This window comes from Melioribacteraceae bacterium, assembly GCA_019638015.1.
In the GTDB taxonomy this organism is placed as follows: domain Bacteria; phylum Bacteroidota; class Ignavibacteria; order Ignavibacteriales; family Melioribacteraceae; genus JAHBUP01.
In genome coordinates, this window is record JAHBUP010000001.1 from 2,051,207 (window position 1) to 2,071,585 (window position 20,379).

A 20,379-nucleotide genomic window follows, 5' to 3' on the forward strand; every position below is an offset into this window, starting at 1 on the left:
GCAAAAAGCTCAAAACCATAAACAGTTTATAATTGTTCTTGAACATCAAAAAAGTTTTAGGTATGGAATTCCAGAGCTTTCTTTTTTCTTGTTCATAAAATAATGCCGTGTTGTGTTGTGGAGTCCATACAAAAGTCCATACAACTCCATACATTTTTTTGAAAGATCATAAGGATTCCTACGGGTGTATTAAATAAAAAAAAGCCCGAATACAATAAGTAATCGAGCTTTTCTAAGTACACCCGTAGGGATTCGAACCCCAAACCTTCTGATCCGTAGTCAGATGCTCTATCCAATTGAGCTACGGGTGCTTATTTTTTTGGAGAGCAAATATAAGTTTATCTGTCAAATAATTCAATTTTCCGGTGAAATTAGAGGGTTGCATTATCAGAATAAAATTATAAACTTTACAAGTGTAATTACTATGTAAATTCGAGATACGGTTTTAGACTTTAAGCTTTTAATGAGGGTTATCAGAACTTTTATTTAGATTAGAATGCTACTCCCTCCAGTCATTTCAACCATAAATTTGGAGATAGAATGTGTGGAATAGTTGGATATATAGGTGATAAAAATAGTATTCCTATTATAATTGAGGGATTGAAGCGTCTTGAATATCGAGGATATGATTCGGCCGGTATCGGATTTATTAATCATACTGAATGCCGGGTAGTAAAAACTAAGGGAAAAGTAAGCGATCTTGAGAAATTGATTTCACCTCTAAAAATTAATTCATCTATTGGGATTGGCCATACCAGGTGGGCAACACATGGAGAGCCAAATGATGTTAATGCTCATCCTCACTCTAATAATGAAGGGACCCTTTTTTTAATCCATAATGGAATCATAGAAAATTATCTTTCCTTAAAAAGCGGTTTGCAAAAGGAGGGGTATGAGTTTAAAAGTGAAACGGATACAGAAGTTCTGGCACACTTAATAGATTATTATCTGAAGAAAAAAAATAATTTATTTCAAGCGGTGAGATATGCTTTAAATGAGGTTGATGGTACTTATGGAATCGCTGTAATCTATAAAAATGAACCGGAAAAAATTATTGTTGCTCGAAAAGGTTCACCACTTGTACTTGGCATTGGAGATGGCGAAAATTTTGTCGCTTCCGACGTAAATGCTTTAATCTCATATACCAATAGAGTAGTTTATTTTGAAGATGGCGAAATTGCTGAAGTTTATAAAGATTCATTTCATACCAAAACGATTGAGGATGAGGAAATTGTAAAGGAAATTCTTCAAGTTGATATTGGAGTGGATGAAATAACAAAAGGTGGTTATCCTCATTTCATGTTGAAAGAAATCATGGATCAACCCGATTCTATTTTTAACTCATTAAGAGGAAGATTAGTATTTAAAGAAGGTGTATCCAAATTAGGCGGTTTGGTTGGATTTGAAGAAAGAATATCTGAATCGAAAAGGATATTAATTTCAGCTTGCGGTACTTCATGGCATGCGGCATTGGTTGGAGAATATATGCTCGAGCAGTATGCTGGAATTCCAGTAGAAGTTGAGTACGCCTCCGAATTCCGGTATCGTCACCCAATAATTAATAAAGATGATACTGTCATATTCATATCTCAGAGTGGTGAAACTGCCGATACTCTCGCCGCGTTAAAGGAAGCTAAAAAAAAGGGTGCGTTGTGTTTAGGAGTTTGTAATGTGGTTGGAAGTTCTATAGCAAGGGAAAGTCATGCCGGAGTTTATATCCATGCTGGACCTGAAATAGGTGTTGCATCCACAAAAGCATTTACATCCCAGTTAATAGTGCTGGCATTAATTACATTATTGATATCCAGAAGAAAAAATTTAAGTCAACCGGAAGGTCGCGAGATAATATCAGAACTTCAAAATATTACCGCCAAAGTAGGTGAAATACTAAAACTTAATTCCGAAATTGAGAAGATTGCTGAGGTTTACAAAAATTCGAGAAATTTTCTATATCTCGGCCGAGGTTATAATTTCCCAGTCGCATTAGAAGGCGCACTAAAATTAAAAGAAATTTCATACATTCATGCGGAAGGTTATCCTGCCGCAGAAATGAAACATGGACCTATCGCATTAATTGATGATGATATGCCGGTTGTATTTATCGCAATCAAAGATTCTGTTTATGAAAAAGTGGTTAGTAATATTCAAGAGGTAAAAGCAAGAAAGGGAAGAATAGTTGCAATTATTAGTGAAGATGACGATATGATTGAGGAGATGGTTGATCATGTTATTAAAATTCCTAAAACACACAACATGCTTACACCTATTTTAACTGTAATTCCATTACAGCTTCTTGCTTATCATATTGCAGTTAAAAAAGGATTAAATGTTGACCAGCCTAGAAATTTAGCGAAGAGCGTTACTGTTGAATAATTTTGTTAAAAAAATTTTAATCAGAATAAAAAGTTGATGCCGAACTATATACTTGGAATTTCAGCCTATTATCATGATTCTGCGGCTTGTTTATTGAAAAATGGGGAGATTATCGCAGCTGCACAAGAAGAAAGATTCACTCGAATTAAACATGACCATGCGTTCCCTCAACATGCTATCAATTTTTGTTTATCTTTTGCTGGAATTAAGAGTGAACAACTTTCTGCTATTGCGTTTTACGATAAACCAATAATAAAATTTAATAGATTACTTGAAACATACTTAAGTTATCCTGGAAGAGGATTAAAATCATTTTTAATGGCAATGCCTCTCTGGCTCAAAGATAAACTATGGATGCAAGATTTAATTTCCAAACAATTAAAATATAAGGGTAAAATTCTTTTTCCTGAACATCATGAATCACATGCCGCATCTGCATTTTTTCCCTCACCATTTACTCAATCGGCATTTCTAACATTAGATGGAGTTGGGGAGTTGGCTACATCATCCTACGGAATTGGTCTAAACAATAAAATTAAAATATTATCGGAGCTACATTACCCTCATTCAATTGGATTACTTTACTCGGCATTCACTTATTTCACTGGCTTCAAGGTAAATTCAGGTGAGTATAAAGTAATGGGCCTGGCACCATATGGTGAACCAAAATATGTTCGAAAAATATTAGATGAATTAATCGATTTGAAAGATGACGGCTCTTTCAAAATGAATATGGAGTATTTTAATTATAATGCCGGTTTAACAATGACTAATGACAAATTTTCATCTCTCTTTGATGGTCTGCCAAGAAAACCGGAAACAAATCTTACTCAACGGGAAATGGATTTAGCAAGGTCGGTTCAGGATGTAACTGAAGAAATAATGATTAGAATGGCAAAGCACGTAAAATCGGTTACAAATGAGAAAAATTTATGTCTTGCAGGTGGTGTTGCTCTAAATTGTGTAGGTAATGGAAAAATACTCAAGGAAAATATTTTTGCTAATATCTGGATTCAACCAGCGGCGGGGGATGCTGGAGGAGCATTAGGTTCGGCACTTGCCATCTATCACCAATATTTTAATAAACCAATGGCTCCAAAGAATGGGAGAGATACCCAAAAAGGTTCATATCTTGGTACAGAATATTCAGCGCATGAAATTAGAAATTTTCTAAAAAGTTATAAATTACCATACTTAGAGCATTCAGAAGAAGAAATGATTGAAATTACAACTGATATTTTGATGGAGGGAAAAGTTATTGGTTGGTTTCAAGACAGAATGGAATTTGGACCCCGGGCATTGGGTGCACGATCAATAATTGGTGATGCGCGTTCTTCAGATATGCAGAAAAAAATGAACTTAAAAATTAAACAACGTGAAAGTTTTCGTCCCTTTGCTCCCTCTGTATTAGCAGAAAAGGTCACTGAATGGTTTGAGCTTGAGTGCGAAAGTCCATACATGCTATTGGTTGCCGATGTAAAAAAAGAGAAACAGAAAAGAATGAGTTTGGATGAAGAGAATCTTTGGGGGATTGATAAACTCAATATAGTTCGTTCAGAAATACCCGCAGTAACTCATGTAGATTATTCAGCAAGGGTACAGACGGTTCATAAAGAGGATAATAGAATTTACCATAGATTGATAGAGCGGTTTAATGAAAAAACCGGTTGTCCTGTAATAGTAAATACTTCATTCAACGTTCGCGGCGAACCGATTGTTGAATCTCCACTAGATGCCTATAAATGTTTTATGCGAACAGAGATGGATATATTAGTTTTAGGAAATTTTATTCTCAAAAAAGAAGAACAACCGAAATTTAACGATGACATTAACTGGAAAGAAAAGTATGAGCTGGATTAGAGACGTTGCGCATGAACTGAAGGAACTGGATATTTCGAAAAAATCACTTCGGAAATTTGGGATTGTTATCGGAATTATTGTAGTATTAATAACAGTTCTATTCTTTTGGAATTCCGCTTCTTGGAAAATTATGCTTCTTTCATTAGGTGGAATGTTATTGCTGAATGGCATTTTCATCCCCAATAACTTAAAAAATTTATATAAAATCTGGATGGGCTTGGCGTTCGCATTGGGATGGATCGTATCAAGAATTATCTTAACAATATTGTTTGTCTTTATTTTAACCCCGTTAGGATTACTAGCCAAATTATTTGGAAAAGAATTTTTAGATATCAATTTCAGTAAAAAAAATAGTTCTTACTGGATACCAAAGAAGGAAGTAACTGCAGATTACGAAAAAATGTATTAAACGATTTACTATATTTCTTTCACTCATTAAAAAAATTAACAGAAGGTGAATTATGGCAGTTAATATGAAAAGAAAAAGTTTAATTGAAATTCAACACTTATCAGTTGAGGAAATTTACCAGATATTTGATTTGAGCGCTTCATTAAAACAAGACAGGTTAATTGGCAAGAAGCATCATATTTTAGAAGGTAAAAAGCTTGGAATGATCTTCTCGAAACCTTCTACAAGAACTAGAGTCTCCTTTGAAGTCGGCATTTTTGAATTAGGCGGAACCGGTTTGTACTTTAATCAAAATGATCTTCAGCTCAAAAAGAGTGAAAGCGTTTCTGATACTGCTAAAGTTTTATCCCGTTATCTTGACGCAATCATGATTCGAACTTTCGATCACCAAGATGTAATTGATCTCGCTAGATTTGGTACAATACCAATTATAAATGGATTAACCGATTTGCACCATCCATGTCAAGTTCTCACTGATTTATTTACAGTTCTAGAAAAAAAGAGAACTTTAAAGGGACTTAAATTGGCTTATGTTGGTGACGGTAATAATATGGCTCATAGTTTATTGCACGGCTGTTCCAAAGTAGGGATGGATATAGCTATTGCGGCTCCCAAAGGTTATAAACCGCTCGACTTTGTTGTTAATGAGTCGATGGAAAATGCAAAATATATGGGAAGCAAAATTGAAATTTTCGATAAACCCGTGGATGCTGTTAAAGATGCCGATATTATTTATACTGATGTTTGGGCTAGCATGGGACAAGAAAAGGAAGCCGCCGAGAGAAAACTAAAATTTGCCGGATTCCAGGTTAATGGCGAAATGGTAAAACTTGCCAAAGATGATTATCTATTTATGCATTGTCTCCCAGCGCATAGGGGTGAAGAAGTAACTGATGAAATTTGTGATTCTCCAAATTCAGTGATATTTGATGAGGCAGAAAATAGATTACATGTTCAAAAAGCAATTATGGCGTTACTAATTCCATAATTTTTTTAAGAATACTTTTTTTTTAAGTTCATTTTCTATACATTTGTGCCCATTAATTTTTGAGGGCAGATAGCTCAGTCGGTAGAGCAATGGACTGAAAATCCATGTGTCGGGGGTTCAATTCCCTCTCTGCCCACAAAACCCGGTTACCGAGCCGGGTTTTTTATTTTAAATGATTGTGAGGATGCTTTTTGTTTGAAAAAGAAATTTTTATTGATGGTATAAAAATATTGATAGTTAGAAAACCAAAAATTGTAAATCTAGGAATATCCATCAAACCTTTTACGGGTATTAAAGTGACTATTCCTTTGATTTATGGTTTCGAAAAAGGAGAGCTGTTCGCAAAATCAAAATTTAAGTGGATTAAAAGACACTACCCAAAAGTTTTAGATTATGAAAAGAATACTCCCCGATTTGATGAAAATTCTGATATATCAACAAAATATCATCAAATTATATTAACAAGAAGAAAATTGAAATCAATTTCGTGCAAGATCAATGAAAGCATTGTTGAAATAAGGATACCATTAAATAAAGATTTACTTTCTATGGAAGTTCAACGAAAAATAAGGAAGGTTATAAATGACATTTATAAAATTGAAGCAAAGGACTATTTACCCAACAGATTAAAATATTTATCTCAATATCATTGCTTGGAATTTAATACTGTCACAATTAAAAACATTAGAAGTAGATGGGGCAGTTGTTCTTCAAAAAATAATATAAATCTGAGTGCATATTTGATCCGCTTACCAAATCATTTAATTGATTATGTATTGCTGCATGAATTGGCTCACATTAAGGTTAAAAATCATTCAAAATTATTTTGGGAATTTTTAAATACTCTCCTCCCAAATGCAAAGCAATTTGACAAGGAATTAAAACATTATCATATCAGAAATTATTAATGAGATTAAGCTAATTTGAAATTTTTTAAGTATAGAAATAATGCTTATTTTTGCACCACTCAAAAAAAAGAAATGAACTTATGAATTCTGAAAGACCAATCTGGGAAAAATATTTAGTAGTAAAAGAATCGGGTGTACATGGCAAAGGAATATTTTCATTGATAGATATTCCAGAAGATGAGATTATAATGATAATTGAAGGGGAAGTAATTAGTGAAGATGAGTGCGTTCGCCGCGAGGAAGAAGAAAATAATGTGTATATATTCTGGAATGGGGATAACTATATAGATTGTGAAAAAAGCGAAGTAATTAAGTACTTAAATCATCTTTGCGAACCAAATTGTTATATTGAGGAAAAAGATAATTCTTCTTTATACTTAATAACCTCAAGTGCTATAAAAGCCGGTGAAGAAATAACAATAGACTACGCCTACGAAGAAATTTATGAAACTTGTACGTGTCCAGCATGTTCTTCAGAAGGGAACAGAAAAGCCGGGTAAAAATGAATACTTAAAATCGAAGCCAGCCTATTTGATATTACTAATTCTCACAATCAAAATTTTCTAAACTCATCTCATTACCTTATTATCTAAGGTTATTAGCCAATTACACAAAAGAAATTAATTATTAACTTGACAAAAAACTAAAATACTATATATTTGTAACAGCAAAACCTAATAATATAAGGATGCGTAAAACTTCTCCCTAATTTTATTAGTAAATGCTATCAATTAAGTCATGCGGGAATAAACAATAAAATAATATTTGTATGTTGAAAAACATTAAATTAAACTCATTCAATAATTTATAAGGAGTAAATATGAAATCATTTTTTACTAATTCTGTTCGTATGATTGCTTTGGTAATCCTTTTCGCAACTTCTGCGATAGCTCAAGAAATTACACTAGGTACCGATTTTGTTAGTCGATACGTTTGGAGAGGGTTTGATTTGGGTGGGAATGCACCAAGCATACAACCCTCAATAGAGTTTACGAAAGGGGGATTCACAGCTGGATTTTGGGGCGCTTATTCATTCGCCAATCCGACAAATTTAGAGGAAATTGATATTTATGCTAGTTACCGATTTTCACTTGGAGAATCCGGGTCAGCTTTGAGTCTTGGAATAATTGATTACACAAACCCAAACAGTGGAACCAGAATAGGAAGCTTCGCAAATTATGATGATCCGAGTGGACCCGGCGCTCACTATATTGAAGTAAGTGCTGGAATTAGTGGGCCAGAAAGTTTCCCAATTTCTCTTGCTTTAAATATGTTTGTTCATAATGTTCAGGATAATCCAATTTACTTTGAACTTGGATACTCTACTAGTGTAGGAGAGGTACCTGTGAGTCTATTTTTAGGGGGAACACCTTCAGATAATGCTTATTACGGGACGACCGGCTTTAGTTTGATTAATATTGGATTTTCAGTTTCAAAAGAGATTAAAATTACTGATAGTTTCTCATTGCCTGTCTTTGGTACTGTTAGTTTAAATCCAGCAAGCGAAAATCTTTTCTACGTACTAGGAATCAGTTTATAACTTAAATATTATTAAAGAGCTCCAGGGCTAATTACCGGAGCTCTTATTTATTATCTTTTCTATGTTTTAAATATTCTATAAATCCGGGAAGAATTGATATTATGATTATTACTAAAATTACTATCGAAAAATTATTTCGGATAAATGGAAGATTCCCAAAATAATAACCACTATACAAAAAAATTGAGCACCAAACTACCGCACCTACCACATTATATGTAATAAACTTTGAATAATTCATTGAACCTACTCCCGCAACAAATGGAGCAAAAGTCCTTACTATTGGTACAAATCGAGCTATTATAATAGTTTTCCCACCATATTTTTCATAGAAATTGTGAGTTTTATCTAAATATTCCTTTTTTAGAAATCTCGGATACTTCTTGAACAGCTTTAGTCCGAAATTATGTCCGATCCAATAATTAACCGTATCGCCTATTATGGCTGCAATTGTTAACAAAATAAATAATAGATGTATATTTAAAACCTCGCCAAGAGATGCTAATGTGCCAGCTGCAAATAAAAGTGAATCACCCGGCAAAAAAGGGGTGAAGACAAAACCAGTTTCCGCGAAAATTACAGCGAAAAGTATTAAATAAGTTAGTACTCCATATTGTGCAATTATTTCTTGAAGATGTTTATCTAAATGAATAAATAGATCAATCAAAGTTTGAATAAATTCCATTATTAGCCTTTTATGTGATTATTAGTATTAAAATTATTTGAAAAAAGACGGCTAAAGATATAAAATAAATCATACTTCTTTAATCGAAATCGTTAAAAAATAGTTTATAAACCTTTTCAGAACTTATCATTTTCAAATAAAATCACTATTATTGAGAAGTAAAATGGTTTCTTTATTTCGAACAGCTGAAAATATGAATCAATCCAAATTTATAGAGCAAATTGCATCAAGTTACCAATTCAAGGGGGATTCAATTATCCTTGGCGGAGCTCTCCTAGAGGGAGAGTCGATCGAAAATCTTAAAATAAATATTCCCATGAAAACCTTAAACAGACATGGGCTTATTGCTGGAGCAACCGGAACAGGGAAAACAAAAACGCTTCAAATTATAATTGAACGATTATCCGACAACTCAATTCCTGTATTGTGTATGGATATTAAAGGGGATTTGAGTGGATTAGCTAGACCCGGAATATCGAATGAAAAAATTGAAGAAAGACAGCAAAAGATAGGAGAGCCATACATCCCAACACAATACCCCGTTGAATTATTTACAATTTCGGATAAAAAGGGTGTGCGGCTAAGGTCTACTCTACTTGAGTTTGGACCTATACTCTTCTCAAAAATATTGGAATTGAATGATACTCAATCGGGCATAGTATCGGTAATTTATAAATTTTGTGATGATCGAGAATTGCCATTAATTGATTTAAAGGATTTTAAAAAGGTTCTAAATTTCATTTCTGAGGAGGGAAAAAATGAGTTTGAGACGGAATATGGAAAAATTTCTTCGGCTTCTATTGGTACTATACTTCGAAAAATAATTGAACTTGAACAACAGGGAGCAGATCAATTTTTTGGAGAATTGTCATTTGACCCGGATGATTTAATGAGGATAAATGAGAATGGTTTGGGATATATAAATATTTTGAAATTGGATGACCTGCAGGATAAACCGAAATTATTCTCCACATTTATGCTAAGTTTGCTTGCGGAAGTTTATTCGACTTTTCCGGAAGAGGGGGATGTAGATAAACCAAAATTAGTGATATTTATCGATGAAGCTCACTTAATTTTCAAAGATGCTTCTAAAACTCTTTTAGATCAGATCGAGACGATAATTAAATTAATCCGATCAAAAGGTGTAGGAATTTTTTTCTGTACCCAAAATCCAACAGATATACCTAAAGCAATATTAAGCCAGCTTGGTTTGAAGATTCAGCATGCGCTGCGTGCATTTACAGCAAATGATCGGAAAATGATTAAACTTACCTCTGAGAATTATCCTATTAGTGAATTTTATAAAACGGAAGAATTGATAACTTCTCTGGGGATTGGGCAAGCAATTGTAACCGCCTTAAATGAAAAGGGGATTCCTACTCCCTTGGTTTCAACTTTACTTTGTGCACCAAAATCTAGAATGGATATACTTACAGAAAATGAAATTGATGAGATTAACAATAGTTCTAAACTCGTTAAGAAATATAGCGTAAGTCTTGATAAAGAAAGTGCCTATGAAATACTCCTCAAAAAGATTGAAACCCCTACATATCAGCAAACAGATCAATCCAGCAGGCAATCTGGTAAACAAGGAGAAAAAAGTACGATTGAATCAATATTAAATAATCCTTTAACACGACAAGTTGGAAGAACCGTTGCAAGAGAAGTAACCCGTGGTTTACTAGGAATTTTAGGGATAAGCGGAACGACCAAAAGAAAGAGAAGTCTTTTCTGATGAATAATTTGTTTAGTGGCAATCGACTAATTATATTTTAAAATAAAAAGAGAAAGTGAAATGAACTCTAATATTATAACAACAACTAATTTTGAGGACCTTAAATTATTTAAACGAGGAAAGGTTAGAGATATTTACGATTTGGGTGAATATTACCTATTGATTTCTTCGGATAGAATTTCGGCTTTTGATGTAATTATGAATGAAGGAATTCCAGATAAAGGTAAAGTACTTAATCTGATTTCAGCATTTTGGTTTGATCATTCAAAAGATCTAATTGATAATCATTTTGTTACTCTTGATGTAAATGAATATCCAGAAGTTTGTAAAAAATATGCTCAAATATTAGAAGGAAGATCGATGCTAGTCAAAAAAGCGGAGCTGATTCCAATTGAGTGTATTGTTCGTGGTTACATAAGCGGTTCAGGCTGGATAGATTATCAAAAAACCGGAAAAATATCGGGTATTGAATTACCTTCTGGTTTAGTTGAATCTGAGAAATTACCAGAGCCAATTTTTACCCCATCCACAAAAGCAGAAATTGGTGATCACGATGAAAATATAGATGAAGCCAAAGCCGTTGAAATTATAGGTAACGATACTTTTCAGGTTATTAAAAATGCAGCATTGAGTATTTATAAAAAAGCCTCTGAATATGCATTAACTAAAGGGATTATAATTGCCGATACCAAAATGGAATTCGGTTTTTATGATGGTAAAATAATTTTAATTGATGAACTGTTAACCCCGGATTCCTCAAGATTTTGGCCACTCGATGAATATCAAAAGGGGCGGGCACAAAACAGCTACGATAAACAATATGTAAGAGATTTCTTGTTATCAATTAAATTTAATAAGCAGCCACCGGCACCCGCTCTGCCTCAAGATGTAATTTTAAATACAAGTAAAAAGTATAAAGAAGCTATTTATAAACTTTCTGGCAGTATTATTTAATGTCCCCCAAAAAAATTACTGTATCTGAAGGTAAGCATTTGAAAATAATATGGAGTAATGAAGAGGAAACGACTGTTAAATTATCAAATTTAAGAAGGCTATGTCCTTGCGCAAATTGTGTGTCGGAAATGCAAAAGCAGTCAGATACCTATATTCCAATTTATTCAACTGAACAGCTAAAAATAAAAAGTATTAATTTGGTGGGTAGTTATGCTGTCGGAATTATATGGGGTGACGATCATAATACAGGAATTTATAACTTTAATTATTTACGGGATATTTCAGAAAACCGATGATGCTGAATTATGATTTTACCTAATCAACTAACCGTACTTAGAATAATACTTACACCAATATTCTTAGTTTTATTTTTATCGGGAGATCCTCTACTAATTCAGATATCTCTCGGTGTATTTATAATTGCTGCGCTAACCGACTGGTATGATGGCTGGCTTGCAAGAAAATTTAATTACATAACTGAGTGGGGTAAATTTGTTGATCCACTGGCAGATAAAATTTTAACCTCTGCCGCATTTTTAGGATTTGTATTTATTGATGTATTAACACTGTGGATGGTTGTAATAATTATAACCAGAGATTTCTTGATAACATTTTTAAGGGGTTATGCCGATTACAAAAAAATATCTTTTAGTACAAGCAATCTTGCTAAATGGAAAACATTCTTTCAAATGATATTTTTATATTATTTACTACTTATTTACGTTCTCAGAACTTTCGATACTGTTTATCTTACCAATCAGGCTTTTTGGGATTCTTTACTTTACTCTCAGATAATTTCATATTGTATGCTCTTTATAACAATATTTACTGTATATACAGGTCTAAGCTACATAATTGAAAATTGGACACTCATCAAAAAGTTGTTTAATGAATAAACTTAATTTTTTTGAAAGAGCTATCGGTTCAGGGTTTTATACAGGATATGTGAAGACCGCATCAGGATCTGTTGCAAGTGCTATCGCAGTTCTAATTTATCTTATACCCGGATTTGAACAACCGGCTTTTCTAATTCTTGCAATTTCTTTATTAATTGTTTTTGGTGTTCCAATTGCCGGCAAGTTTGAGAGTGTTTATGGTAAAGATCCAAAAGAATGTACTATTGATGAGTTCGTAGGTACTTGGATATCGTTACTTTTTCTTCCAAAAAAAATATGGTGGATTTTTGTAGCATTTATAATTTGGAGAATCCTCGACATTTATAAACCATTCCCGATCAAAAAACTTGAAACTATTAAAGGGGGTTGGGGAATTATGCTCGATGATGTTGCCGCCGGTTTTTTAGCATTTTTCTTAGTTCATTTGATTATTTTTGCAACGAATTTTTTAATTAATTGACATATATATGAAAGTTCATATCTTAACAATTGGGGATGAAATACTTATTGGGCAAATCACTAACTCCAATGCTGCTTATATTGGCGAAAGACTTTTAGCTAATCAAATTAATGTTTCAGGTTCAAGTGTCGTTGGTGATAATGAAACTGATATATTAAGAGAATTAAAGCGTGTGCATCATGAAAATGATGTGGTCTTAATTACTGGCGGACTTGGGCCAACACATGATGACTTAACACGTAAATGTATTGTGGAATATTTTAAAACTAAGCTCATCGTTAATAATGATGTTTTAAATGACATTACAAAGTTTTTTGAACAGAGGGGTAGAGCCTTAACTCCATCAAATGAGGACCAAGCTAATGTTCCTGAGAATGCACAAGTTATTAGAAATCCCCGTGGAACTGCACCGGGATTTTTTATTGAAGAAAAGAAAAAAATTGTAATTGCAATGCCCGGCGTTCCTTATGAAATGAAAGGAATGATGGAGAGCTTTGTTATACCTCAACTTATAAAACGAAAAAAGAGTAGTGAAGAAATTATTATTGTAAAAAACTTATTAACTACAGGTATCCCCGAATCAATTTTATTTGAGAGACTGGGCAATTTAGATGAATTTCTGAAAGATTCTAAAATGGCATTTCTACCAAATCAATTTGGTGTTAGGTTAAGAATTACAACTAAGGGTAAAGATGAAGTTGAAGCACAAAATAAATTTGACGAGATAGAACAAACCATCCGTTCTAAAGTGGGGAGATTCATATTCGGTAAAGAGACCGATACTTTAGAAGGAGTTGTAGCGTTGCTTTTAGCTGATAGAGGATTAAAAATTGCTACTGCAGAATCTTGCACTGGTGGTTTAATAGCAAATCGCATTACAAATATTTCAGGAAGTACAAAATATTTTGAACGGGGTGTTATCTCATATAGCAATGCTTCTAAGGTAGAGTTATTGAACGTGAATGAAGATATTATTCAAAAAAATGGAGCTGTAAGTTTAGAAGTTGCAATGCAAATGGCCGAAGGCGTAAGAGTAACCAGCGGAGCTGATATAGGCATCGCTGTAACTGGCATTATGGGGCCAACTGGCGCAACTTTAAATAAACCGGTGGGACTTGTATTTATAAGTATCTCAGATGAAACTAAAACTTACGCACGAGATTTTAAGTTTGGTGATGACAGAATCCTCAACAAAGAAAGAACTTCTCAGGCAGCACTAGAAATGTTAAGGAGACATCTACTTAAAATTCCTTATGAAGATTAGAACATTTATCGCACTCGAATTAGAAAATTGTTTTCTAGATAAAATAATTGAGATGCGAAAAATATTGAGTGGTAATAATTTGGTGAGATGGGAGCCGAAAGAAAAATTACATCTTACTTTGAAGTTCTTAGGGGATACTGACACAAAACTAATTGATGAGCTCAATACTAAATTAGAGAAAACAATTTCTCAAACAGAATCATTCGTTTTAGAAAGCACTAAATTTGGTTTATTTAAGAATATTAATGATCCGCGAATTTTATGGTTCGGATTCAAGGAATCAGCGGAACTCATAAAATTAGTGAATGACATTGAAGAAATTACTGAAGAATTTGGGTTTGAAAAAGAAAGGAGAAAATTTAAACCCCATTTAACATTATTACGCATTAAAGATTATCAAGCACCATTAGATTATGAGAGATTTCTTAATTATCTGCCAGAAACTATTTGTATGAATGTAGAAAAAATATCTTTAATCGAAAGTACATTGCAAAAAATTGGATCAGTTTACAAAACTAATACAAGTTTTTATTTGAAAAAGTAATGGAGGATATATGTCAGCAGACAAAGATGCAAGACTTAAAATAATTGAAGACACAATTTCCAATCTCGAAAAACAGTATGGAAAAGGAACAATAATGAAACTGGGAGATGGAGTAATTAATCCCGTCGATTTTATCCCAACAGGTTCATTATCGTTAGATTTAGCGCTTGGAATTGGTGGAGTGCCCAGAGGGAGAATAGTGGAAATCTATGGCCCGGAATCATCCGGAAAAACAACAGTCTGTTTGCATATTATCGCCGAAGCTCAAAAGAGAGGTGGTTTAGCTGCATTTATTGATGCCGAGCATGCATTAGATATAAATTATGCCAAAAAACTGGGCGTTGATGCATCAAATCTTCTCCTTTCACAACCAGATTATGGCGAACAAGGACTTGAAATTGTTGATACACTCGTTCGAAGTAATGCCATTGATGTTATTGTAGTGGACTCAGTTGCAGCACTTGTTCCTCGTTCTGAAATTGAAGGGGATATGGGGGATCCACAAATGGGAATGCAAGCAAGATTAATGTCGCAAGCTCTCAGAAAAATTACTGGCGCGATTAGCAAATCTAAAACATGCGTAATCTTTACAAATCAATTAAGAAGTAAAATTGGTGTTATGTTTGGAAATCCCGAAACAACTACCGGCGGTAATGCTCTCAAATTCTATGCAAGTATAAGAATGGATATTAGAAGGGTGGCTGCTATAAAAGATGGTGTGAATGTAATCGGTAACCGAACTAAAGTGAAAGTTGCTAAAAATAAAGTTGCTCCTCCATTTAAGGAAGTTGAATTTGATATCTTATATAATGAAGGAATTAGCAAAGCGGGTGATTTAATTGATTTGGCTACAGATAAAGGAATTCTTAAGAAAAGTGGCGCTTGGTTTACTTTTAGAGAAGACCGATTCCAGGGCAGAGATCAGCTAAAAGCAAAAATGTTGGAAGATAATTCTCTATTTGAGGCATTAGAAAATGAACTTAAAATTTCGCTTGGTCTCACAAAAGTTGAAAATAAAAATGTTAAAGAAGAGACTGAGGTAAAACCCAAAAAAAGTAAATGATAATTACATCATTTAGAAAAGTCGGGAATAATATTCGTGTAACTTTTGATGACGGTTCTGTAATTATTATTGATTACAGAACCGTTTTTGATTTTGGATTGAGAGTGCATGATGAATTATCTCAATCAAAAATAGATGAGTTGAAATATCGCTCGGATTTGCAGAAATGCAAAGATTCCTCATTCCGATACCTTTCGATGAGACTACATTCAATTAAAGAACTTAAACAGAAGTTGAGATTAAAAAAATATAATGAGCATATAATTGAGGAAGTTACCGCAAATCTTTTGCAGAATAATTATTTGAATGACGAGAAGTTTGCTGAGCAATTTATTAAAGATAAAACTACTCTTAAAAAAGTGGGGAGTGGTAAGCTGAAAATTGAACTTATTAAAAGGGGTATTTCTAAAGAAATTATATTAGAAAAGCTAAAAAGTATCTCGAGTGAGGAATCAACAGTAAATTGCATGCAATTGGCGCAAAAAAAAATAAATGTACTGAGAAATAGGAGTAAAGAGATAAAAAACGAAAAAAATAAAGTTTATAGTTTCCTTCTCTCAAAAGGTTATGAACCTGAAATAATTGTAACTGTATTAAATAAATTATATCTGAATAATTCTGAAGAATGTGAAATTTATTAGAATTAATCAGCGATTAAAATTGCTTCGATATATGCCTTTTAACTAACTTTACGTGCAAAATTTAGAACAAGTCTAATGAGCAAATTTACCGGGATCGATTATTTTAATATTGATTCTCTTCTCTCTGAAGAGGAAATTCTCGTACGCAACTCCGTTCGTGAATTTGTTGATGATAAAATAATCCCTTTAATTGAAAAACACTACCGCGAATCCACTTTCCCTGATCATCTAATAAAAGATATTGCTGATATGAATCTTTTCGGCATTACACTTCCTCAAAAATATGGTTGCGCGGAAATGAATAATGTGATCTATGGATTAGTTGCTCAAGAATTAGAGAGGGGCGACAGCGCGATTAGGAGTTTTATTTCGGTACAAAATTCATTGGTGATGTACCCAATTTTTACTTTCGGCAGTGAAGATCAAAAGAATCATTGGCTTCCAAGATTGGCTAAAGGAGAGGCTATTGGTTGTTTCGGATTAACTGAACCTGATTTTGGCTCAAATCCAGGTGGAATGATTACTACTGCCAAAGAAGTAGATGGTGGGTTTGTAATTAATGGCGCAAAGATGTGGATTACAAATGGCACCATTGCCGATGTCGCAGTTGTTTGGGCTAAACTTAATGGTGTTGTTAATGGATTTCTTGTTGAAAAGAACACAAAAGGTTTTTCTGCCCCAGTTATGAAGGGTAAACATTCTCTCAAAGCTTCGGTGACTTCTGAATTAATTTTTGAAGATGTATTAATTCCTAAGGAAAATATTCTCCCTCTTGCTAACGGTTTAAAATCCCCGCTGATGTGCTTAAATCAAGCGAGATATGGAATTGCTTGGGGAGTTGTTGGGTCCATGATGGCTTGTTATGATGCCACGTTGAATTATGCCAAATCAAGAGTACAATTTTCCAAACCAATTGCTGCTTATCAAATGACGCAAGAAAAATTGGTTTATATGTTAACGGAAATCACTAAAGCACAGTTGTTAAATCTGCAGTTGGGAAGATTGAAAGATTTAGGAACAATAAGGCATACTCAAATTTCAATGGCGAAAAGAAATAATTGTGAAAAGGCACTCGATATCGCCAGAGTAGCGAGAGAGGTTTTTGGCGCGAATGGAATTTTAGATGAATACCCAATAATGAGACACGCACAAAATTTGGAATCTGTAAAAACTTACGAGGGCACTCACGAAATGCATACTCTGATAATTGGTGAAGATATCACCGGTTATTCAGCATTTGAATAAAGACCACTTATGTGGTTTTTTCTTTAAATATCTGAGGGATTAATGAAAAACAACAAGATTCAATTTGAAGGTTTAACATTTGACGATATTTTATTGATACCTGCAAAATCAACAGTACTTCCTCGGCAGACCGAAATCTCATCATTTTTAACAAGAGATATTGTTTTGAGGATACCTTTTTTATCTGCTGCTATGGATACAGTTACAGAATCTCAAATGGCAATTGCTATGGCGGCACAGGGCGGTATTGGAATGATTCACAAAAATATGACCATTGAAAAGCAAGCTGATGAAGTAGATAAAGTTAAACGGTCAGAAAGTGGAATGATCGTAAATCCAATTACACTTTCTCCTGAAAAAACAATTCGTGAAGCTGAATTAATTATGAGGAAATATCATATTTCTGGGATCCCCGTTGTTGATGAAAAGAATAAGCTTATAGGTATTTTAACTAATCGTGATCTGCGCTTTGAACCAAATAGAGATTTATCGGTCGCTCAATTAATGACCAAGGATAATCTTATTACTGCACCTCTTGGTACAACCTTAGCCGAAGCAGAAAAAACACTCCATAAGTATAGGATTGAAAAACTTCCAGTAGTTGATAAAAAAGGTATTATTAAGGGACTTATTACATATAAGGATATCATCAAAAAGAAAAAATTCCCAAATGCCTGTAAAGATGATTTGGGACGCTTAAGAGTTGGCGCTGCTGTCGGGGTATCAAAAGATACTTTTGAACGTGTTGAAGCGTTAGTAGCTGCACATGTTGATGTTATAACCGTTGATACTGCCCACGGTCATTCTGAAGGGGTAATAAAAACTATTAAAGAAATTAGAAGGAAGTACAAAAATTTACAGCTGATAGCTGGTAATATTGTAACAAAAGAAGCAGCAATTGAATTAGTAAATGCGGGTGTTGACGCTGTAAAAGTAGGTATTGGTGCCGGTTCTATTTGTACAACAAGAATTGTAGCCGGAGTAGGGGTTCCACAAGTAAGCGCTGTAATTGAAGTTGCAAATGCATTGAAAGGAAAGAATATACCGGTTATTTCAGATGGTGGTATTAAGCAAACTGGAGATGTGGCAAAAGCAATTGCCGCCGGTGCTGATACTGTAATGATGGGAGGAATGCTTGCTGGGGTTGATGAAACTCCGGGAGAAAAAGTATTATTTGAAGGGAGAAGTTTTAAAGTATATCGTGGAATGGGTTCACTCGGTGCCATGAAGCAGGGAAGCAGTGATCGATATTTCCAAGATATGGAAGAGGATATTAAAAAATTAGTTCCCGAAGGAATTGAAGGAAGAGTACCTTACAAAGGCTCTCTTGCGGATACAATTTATCAGTTCGTTGGTGGATTGCGCGCAGCGATGGGTTATTGTGGCGCTAAAACAATTACTGATTTTAAAACAAAGTCAAGATTTGTAAAAATTTCTAGTGCTGGATTGAGAGAAAGTCATCCACACGATGTATTTATTACTGAAGAGGCTCCTAATTACCAAATTTCGAAAAAATACTAATCCGGTTTAAAAATGTTTAAAGTTCTTGTTCTTGCTTATTACTATCCTCCTTTGAGCTTAAGTGGTGTCCAGAGGACCCTAAAATTTACCAAGTACATGTCTCAATTTAATTGGGAACCAACGGTTATCACTACCGGAAATGTCGCATATTTTGCTCATGATCTAAATATGCTAAAAGAAGCGGAAGATGCTAATATTAGAATAATTCGAACTGAAGCTTTTGATATAAATGCCATTATGGGTAAAAAATTTGAAACCGTTACGATGCCAAGGGAATTCGTAAGAAAAACTCTTTCTAGTATTAGTAAAGCAATATTTATCCCGGATAATAAAAAATCGTGGGCCAAGAAAGCATACAAAGTTGCCTCGGAATTATTGCGAAATGAAAAATTTGATATTATTTATACATCGGTTCCTCCATATTCAAGTTTTCTGACAGCCGCTAAATTAAAAAAGGAATTTAACATCCCTTTGTTTGTGGATTACAGAGATTTGTGGTTTAATTCGCAGTTCTCATTTTATCCAACACCATATCATAGAATTAAGCATAAAAAATTGGAGTACAACGCACTTCGAACCGCTGATAAAGTAGTTACAATTAATAGAAGAATTAAAGAGAAAATGCTCCTTACTTACCCCTTTCTTTCCTATAATGATGTACTTATTATCCCTCATGGATTTGATCAAGATGACTTTGATAAGAATTCAGCTATTCCAAGAAATTCAACAAAAATGAGAATAACATATTCGGGTATTTTTTATGATGCTATTACTCCCGAATATTTTATAAAAGCATTTAAAAAACTGTCTGTAGAAAGACCTGATATCGCAGCAAATATTGAATTGGAATTTATTGGACTTCTTAGAAAAGAGTATAAGAGGTTGATTGCTGAACTGGGGCTGGGAGAATATGTAATTGACAACGGTTACTTGGAGCACGATCAAGTTATAAGACGGTTAAAATCGACTGATGTACTTTGGTTTATGATTGGGAAAATGAAGAGTGGTGATACTATCTCTACAAGTAAACTTTATGAGTATATCGGAACTAGAAAACCAATTCTTGGCTGCATACCTGAAGGAGCAGCATCACATGCTCTCCAAGAATATCAAGCTTCGTTTATTGTCGATCCTTACGATATAGATGCGATAAAAAATGAGTTAGTTAAAATCAATGACTTATTTAGAAATAATAAGTTACCGGTTCCACCGGATGATGTGGTTGATAAGTATGATAGAAAAAATTTGACTGAGCAACTGACTAAAGCTTTACAATTTTTTGTGAAGGAATAA

Annotated in this window: 20 protein-coding genes and 2 tRNA genes; 20 read left to right on the plus strand and 2 right to left on the minus strand. The window is 33.8% G+C overall.

Going from position 1 to position 20,379, the window contains the following annotated elements; all coding sequences use genetic code 11:
* Positions 1 to 237: 237 nt before the first annotated feature.
* Positions 238 to 311 (minus strand) — tRNA-Arg (locus tag KF816_08755).
* A 229-nt stretch (positions 312 to 540) separates the two neighbouring features.
* Here KF816_08755 and glmS point away from each other — a divergent pair.
* The 8 genes from glmS to KF816_08795 all read left to right on the plus strand — a co-directional run bounded on the left by glmS (position 541) and on the right by KF816_08795 (position 8,078).
* Complete coding sequence (gene glmS / locus KF816_08760; GenBank protein MBX3008102.1) at positions 541 to 2,373, plus strand: glutamine--fructose-6-phosphate transaminase (isomerizing); 1,833 nt, start codon at positions 541 to 543, stop codon at positions 2,371 to 2,373.
* A gap of 36 nt (positions 2,374 to 2,409) precedes the next feature.
* Positions 2,410 to 4,233 carry a carbamoyltransferase gene (locus KF816_08765; GenBank protein MBX3008103.1) on the plus strand — a complete coding sequence of 608 codons (1,824 nt, stop codon included), beginning with the start codon at positions 2,410 to 2,412 and terminating at the stop codon, positions 4,231 to 4,233.
* Positions 4,220 to 4,642: a hypothetical protein gene (locus KF816_08770; GenBank protein MBX3008104.1), complete on the plus strand. Its 423-nt coding sequence runs from the start codon at positions 4,220 to 4,222 to the stop codon at positions 4,640 to 4,642. The genes KF816_08765 and KF816_08770 overlap by 14 nt, the downstream gene beginning before the upstream one ends.
* A gap of 52 nt (positions 4,643 to 4,694) precedes the next feature.
* Entirely contained in the window at positions 4,695 to 5,630 is a 936-nt protein-coding gene (argF, locus tag KF816_08775) for an ornithine carbamoyltransferase (protein MBX3008105.1), read from the plus strand.
* Between the two features lie 63 nt (positions 5,631 to 5,693).
* A tRNA-Phe gene (locus tag KF816_08780) sits at positions 5,694 to 5,766 on the plus strand.
* Positions 5,767 to 5,821: 55 nt separating this feature from the next.
* Positions 5,822 to 6,538, plus strand: a complete 717-nt coding sequence (locus tag KF816_08785; GenBank protein ID MBX3008106.1) for a M48 family metallopeptidase — start codon at positions 5,822 to 5,824, stop codon at positions 6,536 to 6,538.
* A gap of 80 nt (positions 6,539 to 6,618) precedes the next feature.
* Complete coding sequence (locus KF816_08790) at positions 6,619 to 7,038, plus strand: SET domain-containing protein (GenBank protein MBX3008107.1); 420 nt, start codon at positions 6,619 to 6,621, stop codon at positions 7,036 to 7,038.
* A 320-nt stretch (positions 7,039 to 7,358) separates the two neighbouring features.
* Positions 7,359 to 8,078: a hypothetical protein gene (locus KF816_08795; GenBank protein ID MBX3008108.1), complete on the plus strand. Its 720-nt coding sequence runs from the start codon at positions 7,359 to 7,361 to the stop codon at positions 8,076 to 8,078.
* Positions 8,079 to 8,121: 43 nt separating this feature from the next.
* Here the strand turns inward: KF816_08795 and KF816_08800 are convergent, their stop codons facing one another.
* Positions 8,122 to 8,763 (minus strand): DedA family protein, encoded by a 642-nt coding sequence (locus tag KF816_08800; protein MBX3008109.1) that lies wholly within the window; start codon positions 8,761 to 8,763, stop codon positions 8,122 to 8,124.
* A gap of 193 nt (positions 8,764 to 8,956) precedes the next feature.
* Here KF816_08800 and KF816_08805 point away from each other — a divergent pair, with 193 nt between their 5' ends.
* From KF816_08805 to KF816_08860, 12 genes are all read left to right on the plus strand, one after another.
* Positions 8,957 to 10,498 carry a DUF853 family protein gene (locus KF816_08805; protein ID MBX3008110.1) on the plus strand — a complete coding sequence of 514 codons (1,542 nt, stop codon included), beginning with the start codon at positions 8,957 to 8,959 and terminating at the stop codon, positions 10,496 to 10,498.
* Positions 10,499 to 10,558: 60 nt separating this feature from the next.
* Positions 10,559 to 11,452 carry a phosphoribosylaminoimidazolesuccinocarboxamide synthase gene (locus tag KF816_08810; GenBank protein MBX3008111.1) on the plus strand — a complete coding sequence of 298 codons (894 nt, stop codon included), beginning with the start codon at positions 10,559 to 10,561 and terminating at the stop codon, positions 11,450 to 11,452.
* On the plus strand, positions 11,452 to 11,748 hold the full coding sequence (locus tag KF816_08815) for a DUF971 domain-containing protein (GenBank protein ID MBX3008112.1): 297 nt from the start codon (positions 11,452 to 11,454) through the stop codon (positions 11,746 to 11,748). Before KF816_08810 ends, KF816_08815 begins: the two co-directional genes overlap by 1 nt.
* A 9-nt stretch (positions 11,749 to 11,757) precedes the next feature.
* Positions 11,758 to 12,348, plus strand: a complete 591-nt coding sequence (pgsA, locus tag KF816_08820) for a CDP-diacylglycerol--glycerol-3-phosphate 3-phosphatidyltransferase (protein MBX3008113.1) — start codon at positions 11,758 to 11,760, stop codon at positions 12,346 to 12,348.
* The gene (locus KF816_08825; GenBank protein MBX3008114.1) at positions 12,341 to 12,808 is read left to right on the plus strand and encodes a phosphatidylglycerophosphatase A; all 468 of its coding nucleotides are present in this window, start codon (positions 12,341 to 12,343) and stop codon (positions 12,806 to 12,808) included. The genes pgsA and KF816_08825 overlap by 8 nt, the downstream gene beginning before the upstream one ends.
* A gap of 7 nt (positions 12,809 to 12,815) precedes the next feature.
* Positions 12,816 to 14,072: a competence/damage-inducible protein A gene (locus tag KF816_08830; GenBank protein ID MBX3008115.1), complete on the plus strand. Its 1,257-nt coding sequence runs from the start codon at positions 12,816 to 12,818 to the stop codon at positions 14,070 to 14,072.
* Entirely contained in the window at positions 14,062 to 14,616 is a 555-nt protein-coding gene (thpR, locus tag KF816_08835; GenBank protein ID MBX3008116.1) for an RNA 2',3'-cyclic phosphodiesterase, read from the plus strand. Before KF816_08830 ends, thpR begins: the two co-directional genes overlap by 11 nt.
* A 10-nt stretch (positions 14,617 to 14,626) precedes the next feature.
* On the plus strand, positions 14,627 to 15,679 hold the full coding sequence (gene recA, locus KF816_08840) for a recombinase RecA (protein MBX3008117.1): 1,053 nt from the start codon (positions 14,627 to 14,629) through the stop codon (positions 15,677 to 15,679).
* Positions 15,676 to 16,320 carry a regulatory protein RecX gene (locus KF816_08845; protein ID MBX3008118.1) on the plus strand — a complete coding sequence of 215 codons (645 nt, stop codon included), beginning with the start codon at positions 15,676 to 15,678 and terminating at the stop codon, positions 16,318 to 16,320. Before recA ends, KF816_08845 begins: the two co-directional genes overlap by 4 nt.
* Positions 16,321 to 16,395: 75 nt before the next feature.
* The gene (locus KF816_08850) at positions 16,396 to 17,565 is read left to right on the plus strand and encodes an acyl-CoA dehydrogenase family protein (protein MBX3008119.1); all 1,170 of its coding nucleotides are present in this window, start codon (positions 16,396 to 16,398) and stop codon (positions 17,563 to 17,565) included.
* A 42-nt stretch (positions 17,566 to 17,607) separates the two neighbouring features.
* Positions 17,608 to 19,086 (plus strand): IMP dehydrogenase, encoded by a 1,479-nt coding sequence (gene guaB, locus KF816_08855; protein MBX3008120.1) that lies wholly within the window; start codon positions 17,608 to 17,610, stop codon positions 19,084 to 19,086.
* Positions 19,087 to 19,098: 12 nt separating this feature from the next.
* The gene (locus KF816_08860) at positions 19,099 to 20,379 is read left to right on the plus strand and encodes a glycosyltransferase (protein MBX3008121.1); all 1,281 of its coding nucleotides are present in this window, start codon (positions 19,099 to 19,101) and stop codon (positions 20,377 to 20,379) included.